Origin of the sequence: Calothrix sp. CCY 0018 (assembly GCF_963920925.1) — a bacterium.
Lineage (GTDB): Bacteria > Cyanobacteriota > Cyanobacteriia > Cyanobacteriales > Nostocaceae > Rivularia.
Genome location: NZ_CAWUDI010000046.1, coordinates 33,155 through 55,772, shown reverse-complemented (window position 1 = coordinate 55,772; position 22,618 = coordinate 33,155). Strand labels below are relative to the sequence as shown.

At 39.5% G+C, this 22,618-nt stretch carries 18 protein-coding genes and 1 pseudogene; 11 read left to right on the top strand and 8 right to left on the bottom strand.

The features are described 5' to 3' along the window. Nucleotides 1-115: 115 nt before the first annotated feature. From ACM03V_RS27200 to ACM03V_RS27185, 4 genes and pseudogenes are all read right to left on the bottom strand, one after another. Nucleotides 116-1,204: an ankyrin repeat domain-containing protein gene (locus ACM03V_RS27200; RefSeq protein ID WP_414623931.1), complete on the bottom strand. Its 1,089-nt coding sequence runs from the start codon at nt 1,202-1,204 to the stop codon at nt 116-118. A 156-nt stretch (nt 1,205-1,360) separates the two neighbouring features. After that, entirely contained in the window at nt 1,361-2,020 is a 660-nt protein-coding gene (locus tag ACM03V_RS27195; protein WP_414623930.1) for a L,D-transpeptidase, read from the bottom strand. 415 nt (nt 2,021-2,435) lie between these two features. Further along, a pseudogene (locus tag ACM03V_RS27190) lies at nt 2,436-2,567 on the bottom strand (ATP-binding cassette domain-containing protein); the annotation flags it as partial. A 622-nt stretch (nt 2,568-3,189) separates the two neighbouring features. Continuing rightward, a complete protein-coding gene (locus ACM03V_RS27185) occupies nt 3,190-3,804 on the bottom strand; it encodes a Uma2 family endonuclease (protein ID WP_414623929.1) in 615 nt (204 codons plus the stop codon). 146 nt (nt 3,805-3,950) lie between these two features. Here ACM03V_RS27185 and ACM03V_RS27180 point away from each other — a divergent pair, with 146 nt between their 5' ends. After that, entirely contained in the window at nt 3,951-4,484 is a 534-nt protein-coding gene (locus ACM03V_RS27180; RefSeq protein ID WP_414623928.1) for a Uma2 family endonuclease, read from the top strand. A gap of 343 nt (nt 4,485-4,827) precedes the next feature. Further along, entirely contained in the window at nt 4,828-5,343 is a 516-nt protein-coding gene (locus tag ACM03V_RS27175) for a CHAT domain-containing protein (RefSeq protein WP_414623927.1), read from the top strand. A gap of 48 nt (nt 5,344-5,391) precedes the next feature. Here ACM03V_RS27175 and ACM03V_RS27170 read toward each other — a convergent pair whose 3' ends face one another. Then, nucleotides 5,392-5,730, bottom strand: coding sequence for a XisI protein (locus ACM03V_RS27170; protein WP_414623926.1), 339 nt, complete (start codon nt 5,728-5,730; stop codon nt 5,392-5,394). Nucleotides 5,731-5,912: 182 nt separating this feature from the next. After that, on the bottom strand, nt 5,913-7,634 hold the full coding sequence (locus ACM03V_RS27165) for an ABC transporter ATP-binding protein (RefSeq protein ID WP_414623925.1): 1,722 nt from the start codon (nt 7,632-7,634) through the stop codon (nt 5,913-5,915). A gap of 268 nt (nt 7,635-7,902) precedes the next feature. Here ACM03V_RS27165 and ACM03V_RS27160 point away from each other — a divergent pair, with 268 nt between their 5' ends. From ACM03V_RS27160 to ACM03V_RS27125, 8 genes are all read left to right on the top strand, one after another. Then, entirely contained in the window at nt 7,903-8,265 is a 363-nt protein-coding gene (locus tag ACM03V_RS27160; protein ID WP_414623924.1) for an IS5/IS1182 family transposase, read from the top strand. Between the two features lie 211 nt (nt 8,266-8,476). Then, complete coding sequence (locus ACM03V_RS27155) at nt 8,477-11,092, top strand: TonB-dependent siderophore receptor (protein ID WP_414623923.1); 2,616 nt, start codon at nt 8,477-8,479, stop codon at nt 11,090-11,092. Nucleotides 11,093-11,353: 261 nt separating this feature from the next. Continuing rightward, nucleotides 11,354-13,936, top strand: a complete 2,583-nt coding sequence (locus ACM03V_RS27150) for a TonB-dependent siderophore receptor (protein WP_414623922.1) — start codon at nt 11,354-11,356, stop codon at nt 13,934-13,936. A 36-nt stretch (nt 13,937-13,972) separates the two neighbouring features. After that, nucleotides 13,973-15,649 carry an ABC transporter substrate-binding protein gene (locus ACM03V_RS27145; protein WP_414623921.1) on the top strand — a complete coding sequence of 559 codons (1,677 nt, stop codon included), beginning with the start codon at nt 13,973-13,975 and terminating at the stop codon, nt 15,647-15,649. Nucleotides 15,650-15,660: 11 nt separating this feature from the next. Next, nucleotides 15,661-16,653, top strand: coding sequence for an ABC transporter permease (locus ACM03V_RS27140; RefSeq protein WP_414623920.1), 993 nt, complete (start codon nt 15,661-15,663; stop codon nt 16,651-16,653). Then, the gene (locus tag ACM03V_RS27135; protein ID WP_414623919.1) at nt 16,650-17,528 is read left to right on the top strand and encodes an ABC transporter permease; all 879 of its coding nucleotides are present in this window, start codon (nt 16,650-16,652) and stop codon (nt 17,526-17,528) included. Before ACM03V_RS27140 ends, ACM03V_RS27135 begins: the two co-directional genes overlap by 4 nt. 26 nt (nt 17,529-17,554) lie before the next feature. After that, complete coding sequence (locus ACM03V_RS27130; protein WP_414623918.1) at nt 17,555-18,484, top strand: ABC transporter ATP-binding protein; 930 nt, start codon at nt 17,555-17,557, stop codon at nt 18,482-18,484. Then, nucleotides 18,471-19,070 (top strand): ABC transporter ATP-binding protein, encoded by a 600-nt coding sequence (locus tag ACM03V_RS27125; RefSeq protein WP_414623917.1) that lies wholly within the window; start codon nt 18,471-18,473, stop codon nt 19,068-19,070. The genes ACM03V_RS27130 and ACM03V_RS27125 overlap by 14 nt, the downstream gene beginning before the upstream one ends. Before the next feature lie 999 nt (nt 19,071-20,069). Here the strand turns inward: ACM03V_RS27125 and ACM03V_RS27120 are convergent. Together ACM03V_RS27120 and ACM03V_RS27115 are read right to left on the bottom strand one after the other, a co-directional pair. Beyond that, complete coding sequence (locus ACM03V_RS27120) at nt 20,070-21,059, bottom strand: NAD(P)/FAD-dependent oxidoreductase (protein ID WP_414623916.1); 990 nt, start codon at nt 21,057-21,059, stop codon at nt 20,070-20,072. A gap of 281 nt (nt 21,060-21,340) precedes the next feature. Next, a complete protein-coding gene (locus ACM03V_RS27115) occupies nt 21,341-21,910 on the bottom strand; it encodes a peroxiredoxin (protein ID WP_414623915.1) in 570 nt (189 codons plus the stop codon). 189 nt (nt 21,911-22,099) lie between these two features. Between ACM03V_RS27115 and ACM03V_RS27110 the strand changes: the two genes are divergently transcribed. After that, nucleotides 22,100-22,519, top strand: a complete 420-nt coding sequence (locus ACM03V_RS27110) for a Fur family transcriptional regulator (protein WP_414623914.1) — start codon at nt 22,100-22,102, stop codon at nt 22,517-22,519. Nucleotides 22,520-22,618 lie beyond the last annotated feature (99 nt).

Sequence of the window (22,618 nt, the reverse complement as noted above, 5' to 3'; positions counted from 1 at the left end):
CTGACATTGCTTCTTAGGGTTATTAAATAGTTAGCACTTAGGAATTAGGAGTTAGGAGTTAATAATTAAATCTCCCCCATCTCCCCCATCCCTCCATCCCCCTCTCCCCATCTCTTCATCCCCCAGCTTCACGCAGCAATTGCTGTACTGCCCAATCGGCTAACATTATCGGCGTATTCCCTTCGTTGTCTCCCTGATTGACATCGGCTCCCGCTTCAATCAATGCTTTGACTGAATCGGCATTATCGCAACCTATAATCAATGCTGTTTCACCGCTATCATTACGTGCATTCACATCGGCTCCCCGGTTAACTAGAAACTTAATTATTTCAGCGCGGTTAGAAGCAAAAAGGCTGCTAGCAATGCACATTAAGGCTGTTGTACCTTCTTCAAATTCTTCTTCACCTCCAAGGTTTGGATCTGCTCCGGCATTTAATAACGCTTCCATAACATTTTTATGTCCGTACATTGCAGCTAACATTAGCGGAGTTTTGCCACATTCGGTAATTGCGTTAACGTCTGCACAGAGTGCAACTAGTTGCTCGACTTTGGCTAATTTACCGTACATTGCAGCATCACCAAGTTGTTCCGACAAAGGTATATTTTCATCTTCTCCATCAACATCATTTTCCATTACTTGAGACATCCCAACCGAAGCAAGCCCGCTGGTAAACTGCAACAAGCCGTGCCCTGGATTGGATTGCTGGCGGATTGTGTATTCATCCACCATGTGAGCGATCGCTAATAAATCGTCAAACATCGCTAGCACTTCACCGCAACGTTTTTCAAAGTCTTTGACGTAATCTAAATGCTGCGATATCAGTTCATTTACGTTTAAACCGGGGAGGGAAACGCGAAATAAACCTTGCTCTTCATAAGCGTTTTGAATAACTTTTACCGTGGTGGTTGTAAGATAGCTGTTATCGGCAAATCTAGAGACACAATCAATTCCTTGGAAATTGGATTCTTGTGCTATTACAGAAATTGCAAAATGCTTTTCGGGGCTAACATATGCATAAATTTCTATCTGATGAAATTGCGAGCAAATTAGTTTTCCGACATAAACCATACCTTGATTCGCGAGCAATGCTGCAATTTCAATAATACTGGGATGGACATTTTCTGGCAGCTTATCATATTCTGTACCAAAGTAATCTCCACCTTCTCCGCTATAAATTAAAGCAATCGGTTGGTTTGCGCTCATAGGATTAAAAATACAACTCTAAACTAAAAACTAAAAACTAAAAAACTAAATATTTTAAATGATGTGGTAATGGTTATTTTACAAACCACAACTACATCATTTTATTTGAAAAATTGCTTTTAAATTATATTCCTTTTACTAAAAAATCAGTAATTTTTAAGGCTCTACTCGAACCAGAGTTCCAATTTTGACTTGTTCGTAGAGTGCAATAACATCTTTGTTGTGCATCCGAATACAGCCGTGCGAAACCGCTTTCCCAATTGATTGCGGACGATTAGTTCCATGAAATCCAATTTGAGTTTTACCATCACTCCAAACACCAATCCATCTATTACCTAAAGGATTATTTTTGCCCGGTGGAATAATTGCTCCTGTTTTAAAATTTTTGAAAGTTGGATCTATTTCTCTAGAAAATATATTAAAGCTGCCCTGCGGAGTTTCGTAACCTGGTTTTCCAACGGCTATTGGATAACTTGTAATTGCGCGATCGCCTTTGTATACATAGACGCGCTTTGCATTCAGTTTTACAACTAAAATAATTTCTTCTGAAATAGATTCGCTAGGAATACTATCTTCACCTTCAAAAACCGTAAAATTATTTATTGTACCTTCTTGGATAAGCTGCCAATCTAGATAAATATCTTTGTTTGCTTTGGCATTCTCCTCAGTAATGATTTCTGCATCAGGAAATTGAGAGAGCGTATTAGCTAAAGATGGTTGAACAATTACAAAATTGACTCCACTGCCAGCAATTAATAAAGTCCCTAAATTCAAAAAATTACTTTTTAAAGATTTCCGATTAACACTTATTTTCATCACATTTATACTAATCAAGTTTCAATCAGCGGGTATATTCTGATTTTTTAGCACTCAAAGAATAAAAATAGGTTCGGTAATACTAACTATTTTGATAGTTGTACTTAAATAAAAAATACTTTTAGTTTAAAAAGGTTCAATCAAATCAACGAACAACCACCACGAAATAAAAACCCAAAAAAAAACCTGTCATATCTATGGCTCGCAAGAGTTTATTAGACATCTCCGGAAAAGAAAAAGAACTGCATCCAAACCTCTCCCCCATTCCCTCATGAGGCTTAAAACCCCCATTCCCTCATAGGGAAGGGGGGTAGGGGGGTTAGGTTTGTGTGTAATTTAAAACCATAGAAATGTTTTCCGGAGATGTCTATTTGGGGATGTAGTGTGGGGGGGGGTACGATTAAACTAAAGCTTACGATTCCGAATCGAATGCAAATCTCGCTTCATCTAAAATCAAAATTCTTGGATTGAGTAATATAGCACAAGCGATCGCGATTCAAAGTCTTTGTCCCCCGGATAATTTTGCACCGCCTTCAACGACTCCTGTACCATTAGAAGATTACCATTATTAATCGGAGGGGAAAGAATTATTGTTAGACTGCTGTATGCAATTTGTCCCTATCGCTTAATATCTATGCTTGATAGCCTATATTGTCTTAGGATAAATATTTTAATTTTACTAAAGTTTTTCTTATTATAATCTTGATTTACATAGATAAAACTTATGTAAAGAAAATATTGTTACCTGATGTCACTTTTATTTGGTATCATTTGTATCAGTAATAGAAATTGTTAAAGGTTAATATTGCAGAAGTTTAGATAGATCAAAAATCTGTTTAAATACCGCTAAATTTTGGTTTTCCACAGAATTACATTAACGATCGTAATTCAAGTGATGTTTTATCAAGAAAGGTAGATGTTCCCCGTATCAAGTTCAGGGGTTTCGTCTTTGCGTTCGATTTTGGAGGCGAACGTAATAAGGAGTTTATCATAATATTGTTCTTTGGGAGAACAGTTGAGGATAATTATCTATCCATGTATATAGAGTATTGAAGTAAACTATTTCTTTTGGAATATAATTTTATCCTCACTCAGTAATTATTGAGTGGGGATTGTATATTAAATGAAAATAATAATCACTTCTTAAAAGGATGGTTATGTATTAATTTTCAATTCCACACCCTACGTAAATTCAGCACAAAACCAGGTAAAACCTTTTCACCGAATAGCTCAACAGGATTTTCCAATATTTTTACTTCTATTTCTGGTTGATAAATTTCTACTCGGCGATTTTGTGGATCGAGCAACCAGCCTAATCTTGCGCCATTATCCATATATTCTTTCATCTTAGTTTGCAACGGCTCAATTCTATCGGAGCTAGAGCGTAACTCAACTACAAAATCGGGACAGATATTAGCAAAAGTTCCTTTTTGTTCGGTTGTGAGTGAATCCCATCGCTGTTGAGAAACCCAAGAAGCATCGGGAGAGCGAGTAGCACCGTTAGGTAAAATGAAGCCAGTAGAAGAATCAAAAGCTAACCCCGTTTCGCCGGAATTGCGCCACCATAAATACAACTCTCCAGAAATACTCGAATTAAATCTTCCAGTTTCCCAGCCAGTTGGTGGATTCACAATTAATTCTCCTTGTGCATTTCTTTCAAGTTTCAAATCTCGGTTTGCTACACTCAAGGCTAAAAACTGTTCTTGAGTAACATATAATCCAAGGGTTTTAGGCAATTCAAGCAATAGGGTTTCGGCTTCAGAAGTAGTAGGTGTCTGTACCATCTTGACCTCTTGTACAATAAGAATTTGGTGAATGGAACTACCTTATTTAGTAGTATATTCTTTTTTTGTTCTTGGAGAGAGGGGGGAGAGGGGGGAGAATAAATTTCAAAATGATAAAATTCTCCTTTATCGATTATTAACGGCTCATGGTAAAGTCAGTTGCAAAAATACCTTTAAGTGAATTTCTTTCTCAACCTAATATTGAGGCTTCTCCTGCATGGGAATTAATTAATGGGGAAGCGGTGCAAAAACCAATGCCAACTCTTTTTCATTCCCGGTTGCAACGCAATCTTGTAAATTACATCAATAATAATACCGAGCAGTTTGAAGCGATACAAGAATTACGCTATATTGTACCTCCATTATCGACCGTACCAGATATTTCTGTAATTGCTTGTCAAAGAATTTCTGATGAAGATGGAGCCTTTGAAGGTGCGCCGGATTGGTTAATTGAAATTCGTTCTCCGGGGCAAAGTACTATAGATTTACAGAACAAAATTCTCCACTGTTTGAGCAATGGAACCCAATTGGCTTGGTTAATAGATATAAATCGTCAACAAATTTGGGTATGGATTGGTGATGAGCTACCCCTTGTTTTTTCGGGAGAGGATGTTTTACCAGTTTTGGGTGAGTTACCGGAGCTTACAGTTAATGTAGTGGTGAGTATGACTCGTAAGTAAAAAATCACTTGGGTATTCCCATTGAAATGGGTAAGCGATGGTTAGAGACAGCGAAACACAATCAGTAATGCCCCACAAAATGTAATAGATAGGAAATATTCAAGGATACTTCTGATGCATTTATCGTCTAAGAGGATGTTTGAAAAGTATTATGTTTTACTTCCAGCATCTCGAAAACCTAACCCCCCTACCCCCCTTCCCTACGAGGGAATGGGGATTTTAAAGCCTCTCTCCGCATCTGGAGAGAGGTTTGGAGAGAGGTTTTGGATATATTTATAGACTTCCCAAACATCTTCTAAGCTAATATATAAACTTACTACCGTTTTAGGTACAAAATCAGTGCGTGACAACAGCTAACCATCCGCAATTTGAAATTTATCTGCAATCCATCAGCGAAAAGTATAAAGACTGGTGGAATCTCTACACGTTGACAGATGCAGAAGGAAAAATACACCACAATCCAAATATTGTTCACTTTTGCGGGCATGGTGCGGGGGATGATGGTTTACTATTAGAAAATGAAAATGAACAAAAGCAATTTGTCAGTAGCGAGTCTTTAGCAGGTTTATTTAAGTTATTTAAAAATGATGTTGAATGTGTAGTGATGAATGCTTGTTATAGCGAAGTACAAGCAGAAGCAATTCACCAACATATTAACTGTGTAATTGGGATGAATCAAGCTATTGGGGATAACGCTGCAATTAACTTTGCGACTGGTTTTTATGAGGGTTTATTCAATGCTCGGAATTATCAAGATAGTTTTGAATTTGGAAAAAATGCCCTTGATTTAAAAGGTATTCCCAAATCGCAAATTCCACAAATTAAGATTAGAGATAGTTCTCAAAGTTTGATTTCTTGAGATTCAAAGAATTTCGGGGTTGGGTGAATACCAAGATAGAATAATTAATTATGAAGCTGCAAATTCCGAAAGTTTTCTTTGCTCAAAATCTCTAAAACCTAAAACAACTTTCTCTTTAGGAATTCCCTGAGCAACCAAATCTAAAGCAATACCTTCTTCTGTACCATCGTGCTGAATCCAAAGCTTATTATCAATGATATCTATATGTAATAAAGTACCATAAATACGATAACCATTTTGCCATCCAGCTTCTACTAAAAGATATCTATCGCGTTCCCTATCAAATACCAATTCTATTTTTACATTCTCATCATTACCTAAAAAATCAGCGTAATCTTGTAGTACTTTTTCGATAATGTCAGGGTAATTAGAATTTAGCGAATCCATCGGACAATTTCCTCTTTAGCGATATCGAAGGTAAATAAACAATAATATCTTTTCCTATTACCTTAGAATTGTTTAAAAGATAAATAAAAAAAACTCTGCATCCCTTTGCGTTTACCTTAGCGTCCCTTTGCGTTTAAAATATATAATTCCGAATTATTCAATTGATAAATTTATATTTCATTTCAACTAAACTGCCTTGCATAAAACCTGGCATACCGACGCTCAAAAGCCAACAATTCATCATGAGTTCCCGATTCTACTATTTCCCCATGTTCCATTACTAAAATACGATCGCACTTCCTAACCGTACTCAAACGGTGAGCAATTATAAACACGGTGCGATTTACCATCAATCTTTCCAAAGCTTCCTGTACTAAAGCTTCCGATTCCGAATCTAGTGCAGATGTGGCTTCATCTAAAATCAAAATTCTCGGATTTAGTAATACAGCACGTGCGATCGCAATTCTTTGTCTTTGTCCCCCAGATAAGCTCGCGCCGCGTTCGCCGACTACGGTATAATAACCATCGGGCATTTGACTGATAAAATCGTGGGCGTTGGCGATTTTCGCTGCTGATTCAACGGCTTGCATATCGAAGTCGGTTTGTCCAAAAGCGATATTTCCAGCGATTGTACCGGAAAACATCACGGTTTCTTGAGGTACTATTCCGATTTGTCTTCTTAAACTATTTAATGTAACATCTTTTATATCTATTCCATCAATTAGTATTTGACCTTTTTGAGTATCATAAAAACGCGGTAAAAGATTGACAAATGTAGTTTTACCAGCACCGGAAGCACCTACGAGAGCAATTGCTTCTCCCGGCATTGCTAATACATCGATATCTTGAATTACGGGTTTATCTGGTTGATACGCAAAGCTAACGTTGCGATATTCTACTTTACCAGTAACTCGCGGAAGAATCATCGCGTCTGGTTTTTCTACTACCGCTGGTTTAATTGCTAATAATTCAAAAACTCTATCAACAGAAGCTTCACCTTCTTTAAATAAATTATAGTTATTAGTAGTATGACTTACGGGATCGATTAATAAAGCTGCTGCAGAAAGATAGCTAAAAAACGTTCCAACTGTAATATTTTCTATAGAAATCTGCCAAGCAGCGAAGAATAATAATAATATAAAACTTAATGCCTGTAAAAATCCAATAATTGGAATTTGAATCGCTTTTAATCTTTCGGTATTGTACTTAGCTTTTAAAGTGCCTTCCGCTTCCTTACTAAACCGAGCAACTTCGTAAGACTCCGCCGCAAACGCTTGTATAATCCGGATTCCACCAAATACTTCGGTTAAAATTGCCGATAAATCCGATACATGATTTTGACTGCGACGAGATAACTTTTGCAGCCTATTTCCAAACCAAGCAATCAACACACCCATCAAGGGAGCAATAATTAATGTAGCTAAGGTTAGTTGCCAGCTAAGATAAATCATATAGATGGGAATGGCAACCAACTGTAGCGAGGAAGGGATAAAATCGTGAAACATTTTATGGACAACTTCCCCAACTCTGTCAACATCTTCGGTGAGTCGGTAAGATAAATCCCCAGCTTTCGCGGTTTCAAAATAGCTCAGATTCAACTTTTGTAGATGAGCGTAAACTTGCTTGCGGAGATTAAAAGCTACTCTTAAAGCAGCTTTTGCCATATAAATATCTTGTACTGATTGAAAAAAGCCTCTAATTAAGAAAACTGCCGCTAAGATAACCGCAAGCTTTGCTATCTGTAAAACATTTCCTTGTCCGAAGGGAGTTGCTAATTCTTCTACAAGTTTAATTAATCCTAATGTTGCGATAACATATCCGATAATGCCCACAAAACCCTTAGCGATCGTTTGCGATTGGGGACGGATATAAGGTACAAGTTGCCAGTAGTTAGAACGATTCAAGCTGAAATTCCCAAAAGTTGATTTATTAATCTTCAGACGGTATCAGCTTTTAAGTGGTTTCTCAAATAATTGGGAATTGGGCATGGGGATTGGGCATGGGGAAGCGGTAAAAAACACTTGTAATGCAAGTGTGGAATCCAAGGGGTTTTGTTTTTATAAATCTACGAATGGAATTAAAAGACACGCTTGCTGTAGATAGCTTGGGGTTTCCTTTTTTTACGCACTGCACCAAAGCGGGGCGTATCATTTGGATTTGGGATTAATTGAAATGTTGTCAGATAATATTGATTATTTCAAATCTAAACCCGTCAACATTCCTAAAATCACAATCCTGCTTGACAACGGATATCACCCGGAAAAATTGCAGGAAGAGTTGAAAAAAATTTACCCACCAATAATGACCAAAATTAGGTTTAAGCTTTCACCAAAACCATCTAAAGCCCAAAAGGAAAAACAAGGGAAAATAGGCTTTATTCCAGTCAAAGCAAGATGGGTCATAGAAAGAACCAATTCTTGGATGGAGAGATGCAAAAGCTTAGTAAAAAACTTTGAAAGAACTCTTGAACATTCTATCGCTAAAATTAATCTTTGTTGTGTCCGATTGATGCTTAAAAGATTGGCTGCCGATTAAATAGATCCCAAATGGGTTCTATAAAATAATGCCAAGAAAGTAAGGCTCTAATTTCAAAATTGTAAAAATTTATAAAAATGTATTTATTTTTTCTTTTCTTATACGGAAAATAGTATGATAATCATTATCATTATTAAAAATATTACAGCTACTACAGCATTATGAGGGTCAAAAACTCATAAGACTTTTGTGTTGTGGGCTGAAATTTTCTGTGTCTATTTATCAGAGTGTGGAGTGGAGGAAAATCTTGAAGCTACGACATTTTAGTTATTTATGGATTGCAGGAGTTGTTTGTTGGCTATGTTCCGAGTCTGTACAAGCACAGGAAAAAGAAAAGTTAGTCAAGATTAATTTAAATCCAGAGTATACAGTCTCTAAAGAGGGAACAAAAGCAGAAGTACCTATCACACAGATTCCCCGAATAAGTGATATTCAACATCCCCACACCACCGCCAAAGACTTGCTAGCACAGCAGCAAAATCAAGTCATATTAGTAACAGGGGTAAACTTAAACACCAGCGAGAATAGTTTTGAAGTAATTTTAGAAACATCTAATCCTAAGCAATTGCAAGCAGTAGCTAAGAGTGAAGGAAATAATTTTATCGTTGATATTCCTAACGCTCAACTGAAGCTAAATACTGGTGAATTATTCCGTCAAGAAAAACCAATTGCGGGAATTACTGATGTTGTGGTGACAAATCAAAATCCAAATACTATCCGAGTCATGGTGACGGGTGAGATGGGTTTACCGAAAGTTGAGCTATATGAGAGCGATAAAGGTCTAATTTTTGTTACCACACCAGCTACAACTTCTGCACAGCAACCACAAACACCGGATACACCCTCTGCAAACACCACAGAACAAGCTGAAGAACCACCAATAGAACTCGTTGTCACGGGGACAAGATTTGAAGTTCCGATTCAGGACGCTCCGCAATCAATTCAGGTAATTCCGCGCCAAGTGCTGGAAGATAGGGGAGTAGTACGTTTAGATGAGTTTACTGATAACGTCAGTGGTATACAAAGATTAACTGGAGGAACAGGACCTGGTTCATCAGGCTTTATCATTCGTGGTTTTGCTGACGACTACGAAACTCTCCGCAACGGGTTTCGCACTCAGGGCGGTTTTGCCAGGGATTTAGCAAACATAGACCGTGTTGAAGTCTTGAAAGGGCCTGCTGCTATTTTGTATGGCAGTGGTTTTCAATCTGGTACTGTCAATACAATCACGAAAAAGCCCTTAGAAGACCCATTATATGAAGTAAAAGCCACAGTTGGTAGTTATGCTTTTTATCGAGGTGAAGTTGATTTTACCGGGCCGCTAACCGAGTCAGGATCACTACTATACCGACTTAACGCTTCCTATCAAAATCAAGGGAGTTTTCGTGATTTTGGTAGATATGCGGGGACTTTTATTGCGCCGGCCTTGACTTGGAAACTGGGCGATCGCACTACATTGAGCGTTGACTACGAAAACTTAACCTACGAATCAGTAGATCCTGGTACATTCCGAGCAGATCCAAGGTTTTTGAACGTCCGTCGCAGCTTTTATCAAGGAGAACCCGATCTCGATCTAGAAACCTACAGTGCTAACTCGCTAACTTACGAATTTGAGCATCGATTTAGCGATAATTGGCAATTCAAACAGACATTTAACCGCCTCTGGCAGGAACTTAGTATAAAGCGAGCGAGTAGAAGAGGATTGCAAGCAGATGGGGAAACGCTAAACCGTCAATATGTAGTCGGTGATAGTGATACGAATAATTTAACGTTTCGTAACGAACTCTTTGGTAAGTTCAACACGGGGTCATTACGGCACAACTTACTATTTGGGGTAGAATACTCGCACTTGGACTATCCTGGTAAATCCTTCAGCACAGCCATCGATCCCATTAACATCTTCAATCCTCGTTATGGTGCTAGACCAACTGGGGAACTCTCACTAGACTACTTTGAAACTTACGGCAATGATGTTTTTAGTATTTACGTTCAGGATCTCATAGAAGTGCTGCCTAATTTAAAAATTGCCGCAGGAGTCCGCTTCGATAGCTCCAAAGGATTTTACGAAGACTTACAAACAAACACCACTATCAACGAGGTAAGTGATAGCCAATTTTCACCGAGGCTTGGCATTGTTTACCAACCCAGTGATACAACAACGCTCTATGCTAGTTTTTCTAATTCATTTACACCACAAATTTTTGGTAGAAACACCTCTGGAGAAGCTTTCAAGCCAATCACTTCGGAGCAATTAGAGGTGGGAATTCGGCAGGAGTTTTTTGATAGAAGGTTATTAGCAGGTCTAGCACTATATCAAATTACACGCCAAAACGTCTCTACTACAGACCCGAACTCAGATGACTTTTTTGACAGAATTCAAACAGGAGAACAACGCAGTCGGGGGATAGAATTAGATATCTCTGGGGAAATATCACCTGGATGGAAAATTATTGCTACCTATGCCTATACTGATGCTGTGGTGACAAAGGATAATGTCATTCCAGTTGGCGATCGCCTGGGGGGTGTGCCATACAATAGTGCGAGTTTGTGGACAACCTATGAAATTCAAAAAGGTAATTTGCAAGGATTTGGCGGTGGTTTAGGATTAGTGTATGTAGGCGATCGCCCAGATGCAATACCCAATACATTCACTGTTCCATCGTATTTGCGAACGGACGCAGCACTGTTTTATCGTCGCGAGCAGCTTGAAGCACGACTGAATTTTAAAAATGTTTTTGATTTGAAATATTTTGATACTAATAATTTTGGTAGCTTGAGCGCACAAGAGCCATTTACAGTTATTGGTAGTTTTTCCTATAGGTTTTGAAGATGATTTTGATGAATTATACCTGTGCAGAAACTACGGTTAAGTCGCTTTGCTCCAATTCAAAATTTTTGATATGGCGTTTCCTAAACAACTGAGGTACACATATTTATTTTTTCTTTATGTTTTTCTACGGAAAATAGCATGATAATCATTCTTATAAAAAATATTACAGCATTTAAAAGTCAAAAACTCATAAAACTTTTGTGTTATGGGCTGAAATTGTAAGTGTCGATTTATCAGACTCGGAAGTGGAGGAAAATCTTGAAGTTAAGACATTTTAGTTATTTAGGGATTGCAGGAATTATCTGTTTGCTATGTTCTGAGTCTGTACAAGCACAGGAAAAAGAAAATTTAGTCCAGATTAATTTAAATTCAGAAAATATAGTTTCTCAAGCCGAAACAAAAGCAAAAGTACCGGTCACACAAATTCCCCAGATAAGAGATATTCAACGTCCCCACACCACCGCCAAAGACTTGCTAGCACAGCAGCAAAATCAAGTCATATTAGTAACAGGGGTAAACTTAAACACCAGCGAGAATAGTTTTGAAGTAATTTTAGAAACATCTAATCCTAAGCAATTGCAAGCAGTAGCTAAGAGTGAAGGAAATAATTTTATCGTTGATATTCCTAACGCTCAACTGAAGCTAAATACTGGTGAATTATTTCGTCAAGAAAAACCAATTGCGGGAATTACTGATGTTGTGGTGACAAATCAGGATGCAAATACCATCCGAATCATGGTGACGGGTGAAACTGGTTTACCGAAGGTTGAGCTATATGAGAGCGATAAAGGTCTAATTTTTGTTGCCACACCAGTTACAACTTCCACACAACAACCACAAACGCCGGATAAACCTCCTGCAAACACCACAGAACAAGGCGAAGAACCACCAATAGAACTCGTTGTCACGGGGACAATATTTGAAGTTCCCATTGAAGACACTCCGCAATCAATTCAGGTAGTACCACGGGAAGTGCTGGAGAATAGAGGAGTAGTACGTTTGGATGAATTTACTGATAATGTCAGTGGTGTCCAACGGATAACAGGTGGAGATGGATTTGGGACATCGGGTTTTATCATTCGTGGGTTCTCCGATCAATTTGAAAATCTCCGCAATGGATTTCGCTCTCAGGGCGGTTTTCCGCGCGATTTGGCCAATATTGATCGAGTTGAGGTACTTAAAGGACCGGCGGCAGCTTTGTACGGTGGTGGTTTTCAGTCAGGTGTTGTGAATATTTTGACGAAAAAACCCCTTGAAGAACCAAGTTATGAAGTCAAAGCTACTGTTGGGAGTTTCGACTTTTATCGTGGTGAAGTCGATTTAACAGGCCCATTGGTAGAAAATCAATCGCTGCTGTATCGTCTCAACGTCGCTTATCAAGATCAGGGGAGTTTTCGTGACTTCCTTAACTACAAAAACTTTTTTATTGCGCCATCTTTGACCTGGAACATCGGTCCACGTACTACTTTGAGTTTTGATTACGAATATGTTGATGCCGATTACTCTGACGATCAAATATTTCCAGCCGAGCCAGAATTTTTACAAATTTCCCCGAAAACCTATCTGGGTGAACCAGATTTAGCCAGTGAAAGATTCACTGCTCACTCCCTTGTACTCGGATTTTCACATGAGTTTAGCGATAACTGGCAGTATCGATTAGGATTTAATACACTTTGGCAAGATGTTTTTGATGAGGGAGTAATTGAGAGTGGTGGACTACAAGCAGATCGTCGCACATTGAATCGGGAGTTCCAAAGACGCACTAACGATCTGGAAAATCTGACCCTGAGAAATGAAATTTTAGGAAAGTTCAATACTGGTTCGGTGAAGCATAATCTACTCTTTGGGGTGGAGTACTCCCGCTTAGAGTATGCCTATAAATTCTCTGGTGCGCCAATCGCTCCCATTGATATCTTTAATCCAATCTACGGTGCTAGACCAACAGAAGCACTTTCACTGAGCTTTAACGAGGCATACGGTAATGATACCCTTGGTATTTACCTTCAGGATATTGCTGAAGTGCTGCCTAGTTTGAAAATTGTAGCAGGAGTGCGCTTCGATAATGTCGATGGCTTCTACGAAGACCGCGAAACAAACACTAGCTTTAATGAAGTAAGTGATAGTCAGTTTTCACCGAGACTTGGGATTGTTTACCAACCCAGTGATACAACGACGCTCTATGCTAGTTGGTCTAATTCATTTACACCACAAGTTTTTGGCAGAAACTCCAGCGGGGAACCTTTTGAGCCAGTCACTTCGGAGCAATTAGAGGTGGGAATTCGGCAGGAGTTATTCGATAAAAAGTTATTAGCAGGTCTAGCACTATATCAAATTACACGCGAGAATGTTGCTACTACAGACCCTAACTCAGATGACTTTTTTGATAGAATCCAAACAGGAGAACAACGCAGTCGGGGGGTTGAATTGGATATTAATGGGGAAATTTTACCTGGCTGGAATATCATTGCTACCTATGCTTATACCGATGCACAGGTGACAGAAGATAATCTCATTCCGGTTGGCGATCGCTTACCAAATGCCCCTTACAATAGCGCGAGTTTATGGACAACTTATGAAATTCAAAGTGGCAATCTGCAAGGGTTGGGTGCAGGCTTGGGGATAGTGTATGTAGGCGAGCGCCAAGGTGGACTGCCTAACACAGTCACCGTACCCTCATATGTCCGTACAGATGCAGCATTATTCTATCGCCGCCGTCAGTTTGAGGCACGCCTAAACTTCAAAAATCTCTTTGATATTGATTATTATGATGCTAATGATTTTTCATCAATTAATCCCCAAGAACCATTTACGGTTATTGGTAGCTTTTCATACAAATTTTGATTGAGAGTTTGATGGATCGTACTAGTTGTAAAAATTATGCAAAGATATTTCTTAGCTGCCATTTCCAAGCCAATGCTGTCTCATTGGCAGGGGATGAAAAAGCTAGCGTTTGCTACTTGGGGAATTTTACTTACAAGTCTAACTGCCTGTAGCCAAAATACTACAAATTTCAACGCAGCAGTAGCTCGTTCTGTTCCTAAAGATAAAATTGTTATCGATTTAGGATGGAATGAATACGTTAATTTCCGCCAGGGATTTGACCCCACCGATGGTTGGTCTTGGGATAGTTACGGCAACCCATTATTGCAAAGTCGCTTATTGAGGCGTGACATTAATCAAGGATTAGTCATGGACTTGGCTCAAGAATATAAATTGAGTAGCGATGGCAAAATTTGGACAGTAAAAATCCGCCCCGATGTCCGCTTCAGTGATGGAAAACCCTTAACAGCAGAAGATGTCGCTTACACATTCAATAAAGAAGCAGATAATGGTTTAGAAAAATTTCTAGACAAAGCCGTAGTTACAGGCGATTACGAGGTTAAGTTATATCTTAAAAAACCAAATATCATCTTTGTTGACAAACTCGCCAGCTTAGGGATTGTCCCCAAACACGCCCACAGCAAAACATACAACCGCAATCCTATTGGTTCTGGCCCCTACAAGTTAGTACAGTGGGTTGAGGGAGAACAAATCGTTTTGGAAGCTAACCCTTACTACTACGGGAAAAAACCCAGCATCAAGCGTGTTGTGTTTTTGTTCACCCAAGGAGATGCTGCTTTTGCGGCGGCTAAATCAGGTCGCGCTCAAATTGCCAAAATTCCCTATCCCTTGGCAAAGCATTCTGTCCCCAGAATGCAACTATACCAAGTCCCGACTTTAGATCATACTGTCACGATCTTACCTTTTGCCCCCGATACTGGACAAAAAAATGCTCAAGGTTATCCCACTGGAAATAACGTCACGTCAGACCGAGCAATTCGCCAAGCAATCAACTATGCAATTAACCGCCAGACATTAGTAGATGCAATTTTGTGGGGCTATGGTAAGAGTGTTTATGGTTATCCTGGCGGGCCACCTTGGCAAGAACCAGCCCCAGCCATTGCTGATGCAGATGTCAATAAAGCAAAACAAATCTTGGCTGAAGCTGGGTGGCGGGATAGCAACGGTAATGGCACAGTGGATAAACAAGGAACAGAAGCAGAATTTACCCTGCTTTATATGGCAAGTTTACCGCACGAACAAGGATTAGCGATGGCGATCGCCCAAATGCTCAAATCAGTCGGGATCAAAGTGAAACCAGAGGGTTCATATTGGGAGCAGATGAAGCATCGCATCTCTCATGATGCTTGGTTATACACTCTAACAACACGTTCTCAAGATTTGTTTTCCCTCTACCGTAGTCCCAATGGGATACCCAACGGTCGCCCTAACTACAGTAATTATACCAATCCCACAGTTGACCGCTTATTGGATCGAGGATTGGGTGCTGCTAATGAAATCGCTGCTAGCAAGTTCTGGAAACAAGTACATTGGAACGGTCAAACTGGAATTGGAACTCAAGGAGATGCTGCTTCTGCTTGGTTGGTTAATCTGAATGAGACTTATTTAGTAAGTGAATGTCTGGATATTGGTAGAAAAAAAATGCCTTCCTTACGTCACCAAGGACGGTTGTTGAGTAACATTACTGAGTGGAAGATAATTTGTAATTCGTAATTTGTAATTAAATGAATTCTTTATTGCAATTCTTTGTGAAAAAACTGCTTTATCTTTTCCTACTACTATTGGCAGTGGCAATTCTCACTTTTGTGTTGATGAGTTTATCTCCTATTGACCCAATTGATGCCTATGTCAATGCTAACCTGAGATTGACACTCACTCCCGAGCAACGAGAATTAATTGCCCAACGCTGGGGATTGGATAAGCCCATGACTACCCGCTTCTTTCTTTGGTTAGGGCAACTTTTGCAAGGGAATTGGGGCGAATCTATGGTTTATCGAGCATCGGTATCTCAAGTGATTGCCAGTCGTTTTGGTGCATCGCTTTGGTTGATGTCACTTGCTTGGTTGCTATCAGGAATATTCGGTGTAACTCTTGGTATCCTCGCCGGAGCAAAAGAAGGCTCATTTTTGGATCAAACTATTCGCCTGTATGCCTACACTTTGGCATCAGCTCCCACCTTCTGGGTCGCTTTACTATTACTGACCTTATTTTCTGTAACCCTACAAGTTACACCAATTTGCTGTGCTTCGCCACCTGGGGTATTGTTGCGGGATGTCAGCCTTTGGGATAGACTCTACCATTTAATCTTACCTGCTCTAGCACTGAGTTTGATGGGTGTTGCCACCATTGCCTTAGCTACTCGTGAAAAACTAATCGAAATTCTTCACAGCAACTTCGCACTGTTCGCCTATGCTCAAGGGGAAACTAAAATAGGGTTGATTCTCCATCATGGTTTGCGAAATATTGCCTTACCTGCGATTACATTACAGTTTGCGGGTTTAGGTGAATTGTTTGGTGGTTCCGTATTGGCTGAAAAGGTGTTTGGCTATCCTGGTTTGGGCGATGCAACAATCAAATCTGTACTCTCTGGTGATGTACCTTTACTGGTGGGTATTGTTTTCTTCAGTGCAGTGTTTGTGTTTACAGGTAATGCAATAGCCGACTTAACCTATCAAATCATTGATCCCCGCATTCGTCTTGGAAACCCCATACCATGAAACAAAAAAATGCGATTCCTGCTTCTTTGACTAGAAAGCGTCATCATCTGTCGATTCTGGGTAATCGCCGTAGTAAAACTTTAGCGATCGCACTCCTTTGTTTATTCGTGTTGATCGTTCTACTTTTGGCTACTCAAATTATCAGCACAGATGGACTAGAAATCAACTTGCAAGCTCAAAGTCAACCACCTAGCTTTGCCCATCCCTTCGGTACTGATTGGTTGGGACGGGATATGCTCACCCGCACCCTGCATGGATTGAGCCTGAGTTTATGGGTGGGATTACTCACTTCTATATGTAGTGCAGTGTTTGCAATGGTGTTAGGCACAATTTCCGCAATTATGGGTGGTAAAGTCGATATAGCTATCACTTGGTTAATTGATGTGTTTTTCAGCCTACCTCATTTGGTGCTGATTATCTTAGTGGCATTTGCAGCTGGTGGTGGAGTAGGGGGTTTGTTCATTTCGATCATCATTACTCATTGGATGCAATTAGCAAGACTTTTGCGAGCAGAAGTTCTGCAAATTAAGAGTTCCGACTACGTGCAGCTATCTTCTAAATTGGGGCGATCGCCATTTTGGATTGCCCGTCATCACATGATACCCCACCTGTTTCCCCAGTTCATCGTTGGGCTAATTTTAATGTTTCCTCATGCTATTCTCCATGAGGCAGGTCTGACTTTTCTGGGTCTAGGTCTTTCACCGGAGACACCAGCCCTGGGTATCATACTATCAGAATCAATGCGCTACTTATCAGCAGGTTACTGGTGGCTTTCCGTATTACCTGGAATTGCACTATTAATTGCGGTCAAAGCATTCGATATCTTGGGTGCAAGTGTGCGTGCATTACTCGACCCCAAAACAAGTCAGGGTTAGTAACGGCAACAATTCAAAATTTTAATATGTTATCAGTAAAAAATCTGAGTGTCACTTTCACAATGTACGATGCAGGACAGATCCAGAAGCAGTTAACTGTAATTACTGACTTGGATTTAGAAGTTAATGCTGGTGAAGTAGTGGCAGTTGTTGGTTCTAGTGGCTCAGGAAAAAGTCTACTCGCTCATGCCATATTGGGTATATTACCGCACAACGCTCAAGTAACAGGACAGATAATATTTCAGGGAGAACCGTTAACTGTAGAACGTCAAGCGCAGTTGCGAGGAAAGCAAATCGCCTTGATTCCCCAGTCCATAAGCTATCTTAACCCTTTGATGCGTGTTGGCTCTCAGGTGCATCGCGCAGGTCGTTTAAGTGGATTACCTAAGATAAAAGCCAAACAAGAAGTAGATCGAGTATTTGACCGTTATAGTCTGGCTGCATTGGTGAAACAACAGTATCCTTTTCAAATTTCTGGAGGTATGGCACGGCGAGTGCTGGTTGCTACAGCGGCGATAGGATGTGCTGAGTTATTAATTGCAGATGAACCTACTCCTGGGCTTCACCCAGAGGTGGTAGTGGAGACGTTGAATCATCTGCGGAAACTTGCTAACGAGGGTAAAGGTGTAATTTTAATTACCCATGACTTAGAAGCAGCCTTGCAAGTGGCGGATCGAGTGGCTGTGTTTTATGCAGGGACAACACTAGAAGTGGCGAAAGCTGGTGATTTTACTTCTGGAAATCTACGTCATCCCTATACCCAAGCTTTATGGCGGTCGCTTCCCCAAAATGAGTTTATCCCAGTTCCTGGTAGCCAACCCAGCCCAGAGGATTTACCTGTTGGTTGTCTATTTGGCAACCGCTGTCCCCTAGCAACAGAAGCTTGCTTGGAAGCTAGACCCCAAATTAGTATTGTGCGGGACGCTCCCGTAAGGTGTATTCATGTTGAAAACTGAACATTTATCTTTTCGTTACCATTCCCAGCAAAGGTGGATTTTGCAAGATTTTAGTTTGGAATTAGCCAAAGGCGAAGTTGTGGGTTTGACTGGGCCAAGTGGTTTGGGGAAAACCACAATTGGTAAACTCCTGGCTGGATATCTCCAACCGACTCAAGGAAAGGTAACTTGTAACGGTCAATCCTTACCAAGCAGTAGTTATTCTCCTGTACAGATGATTTTTCAAAACCCTGAACTAGCTGTTAATCCACGCTGGCGAATTAGCAAGATTTTAGCAGAAGGACAGCCGCCTTCAGACGATTTACTAGCTGCTTTAGGCATTCACCAAAGTTGGCTCAATCGCTATCCTCATGAACTCAGTGGGGGTGAGTTGCAAAGGATTGCAGTGGCGCGATCGCTCAATTCTTTCACACGCTACTTAATTGCAGATGAAATGACGGCAATGCTAGATGCTAACACTCAAGCCCTTATTTGGCAGGTGGTAATTCAATATGCAAGAGCGCATCAGGTAGGAATTTTGGTGATTAGCCATGAAACTGCCTTACTTAGGCGCCTTTGTAATCACACCATGAACTTGGATATATGATAATTGCAAAAAAAATGAAGCCATAATCACCCAGCGATTATCTTCCAATAACTTTCCCTCGAAAGGGAATTCAAAATTTTCTGCTGGAGTTTGAACTTGCTATTTTTTATGGTATGTATATACTATTGGGGGATTTGACTGCTTCTTACGGTAATGCAAAGGTTTTGAAGTATTTTAGAGTTTTTTCTTCGCTAAAATCTCAAACGATGCTGAGGCTATTTCAGGAGGCGATCGCCACTCTTAGAACGCTAGTTTTATTGATAAAAAAGCTATGTAATTGAAAATTGAAGCCATGTTTCACCTGCCGGAACCTTGCTCTTGGTTTATTTTTAAATGCGGGTTTACTGAACATTTACGTGTCTTATTATTTACTTATACTCAGAAATCACCATGTAACGTTTGTGTACTACATTTTGAAGTGCGGAATGTGGGATATAATTAGATAATTTAGCTGCGATCGCATCCTGAAATAGCATATTTTCGTTCCAAATTTTAATAACCTTTTTCGCGTTGCTCCCAAATCAACAATCATCTAGCTTATAACCGGGCTATAATTTTAGATTATTTGCAGATTTTGCACAAGTTAGCGTGTTTTACCAACAGCATAAGTTAATTGGAAAGTTAAATCGTAATTATTAATTATTTTTACCATAAGTAAGTCGGCTCAAAAAAAACACAACTACATTTAGTTTTGTAAACAAGCTTGAATTCCAGCTATATAGAACCCATTTGGGATCTATAAATAGGACTGAGCAAGGCTTTTAGTGCGTTTCAACGTACTTCCTATATCAGCCTTGAAATTGATTTCTCTGCGAGAAAGCCTCCGGCTTACAAGGCGGGAATGTAGGCTTAACGATAATGGTGCAAGATGTGAGTTAATTCTGACTTCTTGCACCAATCTCAACAAGCCGAATATTCCCGGTTTCTTTTTGTTTTTTGTTAATCATATTGAAATAATTCTCAACTACCAATTACCCATTACCCATTCCCAATTACCCATTACCTAATATTCTCTACCCACTTCCGAGGCTCGCTTGCTCTGCGTATATTTCGCCAGATTTGAGTGGCTGCCATTGTACCATCTGCGACTGCAACAGAAACTTGATTTAATCCCTTTTTCAAATCTCCTAGAGCAAAAATACGCTCGTGAGTAGTTTGAGCTAAATCATGAGTGACTAAGTTTTCACCATCCCACTCCAATCCATCTATACCCTTCAAATATTTATTGTGGTAAATCGAACCCATATTAATTAAACCAGTGGTTGCTTCAATTATCGTACCGTCTTCTAATTCAACACCACTCATTTGATGCTTTTCACCCAAGAATTTAGCAATCTTTTGCTCGTACAAAGGATAACCGTAATCTGCTAATTTCTGTTTCATTTCGTCACCCACTTCACACAATCCATGAGTCAAAACGGTGATATAAGGTGTAAACCAGTTCATCACGAATGCGGCATTAATTTGAGACTCTTTGCCTGCAATCAAAACTGCACGTCGATCCCACATATCAAAACCATCACAAATCATGCAGACGTGCAATGTATAACCAGCATAATCGTAAACGTTCTGCATATTTTCTAATTCGGGTAAAACATCAATTACACCCGATGCAGCAATCAAATATTTACTTCTAAATACTGTAGGAATACCGTCTTTTCTGCCAATTTTAGTTTTAACTGTAAAGATATCACCTTCATCGATAACGTCTTCCACAAATCCCTGCAAGCTATCTGCACCCCATTCAATAGCTTGCTTGGTAGATTGATTGACAATTGAACCTCCGCTGGTATCGGGGCTTAATCCGACATAATTACGCAAGTCTTGCATCCATATCGAACGTCCCTTTCCTTTTTCAATTACGAGACATTTTAAACCGTAGCGAGCCAAATAAATTGCAGCTGATAAACCACCCATTCCACCACCAACAACGATGGCATCATATATTGTATCCGCACGCTCGGCAAGATTCTTTTTAGTTAGTTTCATAACACTACTCCTAGATTTTTAATTTTAATTTTTTAATTTTTTAATTTTTTTATTTTATTTGAAAAAAGGAACGGGGAAATTTTTAAGTAAAAAACTGGCGTTAAAATGAATTTAACTAAAAGAGATTTTTAACTTTTTAAGATCAAAAATAGTTTAAAAGCTTAATCTAATTCTGAATGAAAAAAGTCTTTTGATTTTTAAAGGATTTTGGACTGGATTTTACTGACGAGAAAAATCCAATCCAAAACAAATGTTAAAATCCAAAATCTAAAATTCTTCGCTTATCCTACAAATGCACGAGCTTGGGAAACACCAGCCGATTTATCTCCCTTTAGATAAGCCAACATGGTATCAGCGTCGGAAACCTCAAAAGGATCGGTGGGACAGTTATCGCCAAAATCCGCCTCTATGAACATTTTTTCAATCTTGCCATCGTTCACCAGCATAGAATAACGCCAGGAACGATATCCGAAACCTAAATTTGATTTATCAACAAGCATCCCCATCTTGCGGGTAAATTCACCGCTGCCATCGGGAAGTAAGTAAACATTCTTTGCTCCAATTTGCTTACCCCATTGGAACATTACAAAAGCATCATTTACAGAAACGCAGATGATTCGATCTACACCTTGAGCTTTAAACTCATCATAAAGTTCTTCGTAGCGTGGTAGGTGATTGGAAGAGCAGGTGGGAGTAAACGCACCGGGCAAAGAGAATACTACAACTTTCTTTCCAGCAAAAATATCTTGAGTGGTTTTATCTTCCCAGCGATAAGGATTGGGGCCAGAAACGGACTCATCACGGACACGAGTTTTAAAAACGACGTTAGGAACCTGTTCGATTGCAGGCATAGTTACCTCCTGATTTTTGAGCAAAATTTTGATTAACTCCTAAATCAGAATAATTCTTACTTAGAAAATATTCAATAGAGATAATTACTCATTGGTTATTTTTAGTTTTTTGTTAAATTAATACTTATACAAAAAATTTATGCTCGGATTAGTTTTATCTTTTGATAAAAAAATACAGCAAACATAAATATGGAAAAACAAGCCGATACAATTGTCCAAACTTTAAAGTCTAAGGGATTGCGAGTAACACCCCAGCGGTTTGCGGTTTATTCAAATCTACTTAATCGTCAAGATCATCCAACTGCGGAACAGATATTAATTAGTTTAAATCAAAACAGCCCTACTTCTTCTCAAGCTACGATATATAGTTCTCTTCAAGCTTTAAGAGATGTGGGATTAGTTAGAGAAGTTTTATTAGAGGAAGGTGTTTGTCGTTACGATGCTAACGTTGCATCCCACCACCATTTCCGCTGCAACAAATGTGGAAGTATTGAAGATATTGATTGGGAGCAGGTTGAAGGTATTAGTTTTAAGAATATTCGTTCTGGATTAACCGTAGATAAATATGAGTTGACGGTAAGGGGTGTTTGCGATCGTTGTGGGGATTGAAATTTTGACCTCTCTCCAAACCTCTCTCCTAAGAGGAGAGAGGCTTTCAGTTTCCCCATTCCCTTGCAGGGAAGGGGGTTTTAGGTCTGACGATAAATT

Excerpts from the sequence above, each read along its gene's own strand:
- ACM03V_RS27195 (WP_414623930.1), bottom strand. The coding sequence starts at position 2,020 with ATGAAAATAAGTGTTAATCGGAAATCTTTAAAAAGTAATTTTTTGAAT.
- ACM03V_RS27125 (WP_414623917.1), top strand. The coding sequence starts at position 18,471 with ATGTTGAAAACTGAACATTTATCTTTTCGTTACCATTCCCAGCAAAGG.
- ACM03V_RS27180 (WP_414623928.1), top strand. The coding sequence starts at position 3,951 with ATGGTAAAGTCAGTTGCAAAAATACCTTTAAGTGAATTTCTTTCTCAA.
- ACM03V_RS27185 (WP_414623929.1), bottom strand. The coding sequence starts at position 3,804 with ATGGTACAGACACCTACTACTTCTGAAGCCGAAACCCTATTGCTTGAA.
- ACM03V_RS27130 (WP_414623918.1), top strand. The coding sequence starts at position 17,555 with ATGTTATCAGTAAAAAATCTGAGTGTCACTTTCACAATGTACGATGCA.
- ACM03V_RS27110 (WP_414623914.1), top strand. The coding sequence starts at position 22,100 with ATGGAAAAACAAGCCGATACAATTGTCCAAACTTTAAAGTCTAAGGGA.
- ACM03V_RS27140 (WP_414623920.1), top strand. The coding sequence starts at position 15,661 with ATGAATTCTTTATTGCAATTCTTTGTGAAAAAACTGCTTTATCTTTTC.
- ACM03V_RS27160 (WP_414623924.1), top strand. The coding sequence starts at position 7,903 with ATGTTGTCAGATAATATTGATTATTTCAAATCTAAACCCGTCAACATT.
- ACM03V_RS27115 (WP_414623915.1), bottom strand. The coding sequence starts at position 21,910 with ATGCCTGCAATCGAACAGGTTCCTAACGTCGTTTTTAAAACTCGTGTC.
- ACM03V_RS27135 (WP_414623919.1), top strand. The coding sequence starts at position 16,650 with ATGAAACAAAAAAATGCGATTCCTGCTTCTTTGACTAGAAAGCGTCAT.
- ACM03V_RS27170 (WP_414623926.1), bottom strand. The coding sequence starts at position 5,730 with ATGGATTCGCTAAATTCTAATTACCCTGACATTATCGAAAAAGTACTA.
- ACM03V_RS27200 (WP_414623931.1), bottom strand. The coding sequence starts at position 1,204 with ATGAGCGCAAACCAACCGATTGCTTTAATTTATAGCGGAGAAGGTGGA.
- ACM03V_RS27120 (WP_414623916.1), bottom strand. The coding sequence starts at position 21,059 with ATGAAACTAACTAAAAAGAATCTTGCCGAGCGTGCGGATACAATATAT.
- ACM03V_RS27145 (WP_414623921.1), top strand. The coding sequence starts at position 13,973 with ATGCAAAGATATTTCTTAGCTGCCATTTCCAAGCCAATGCTGTCTCAT.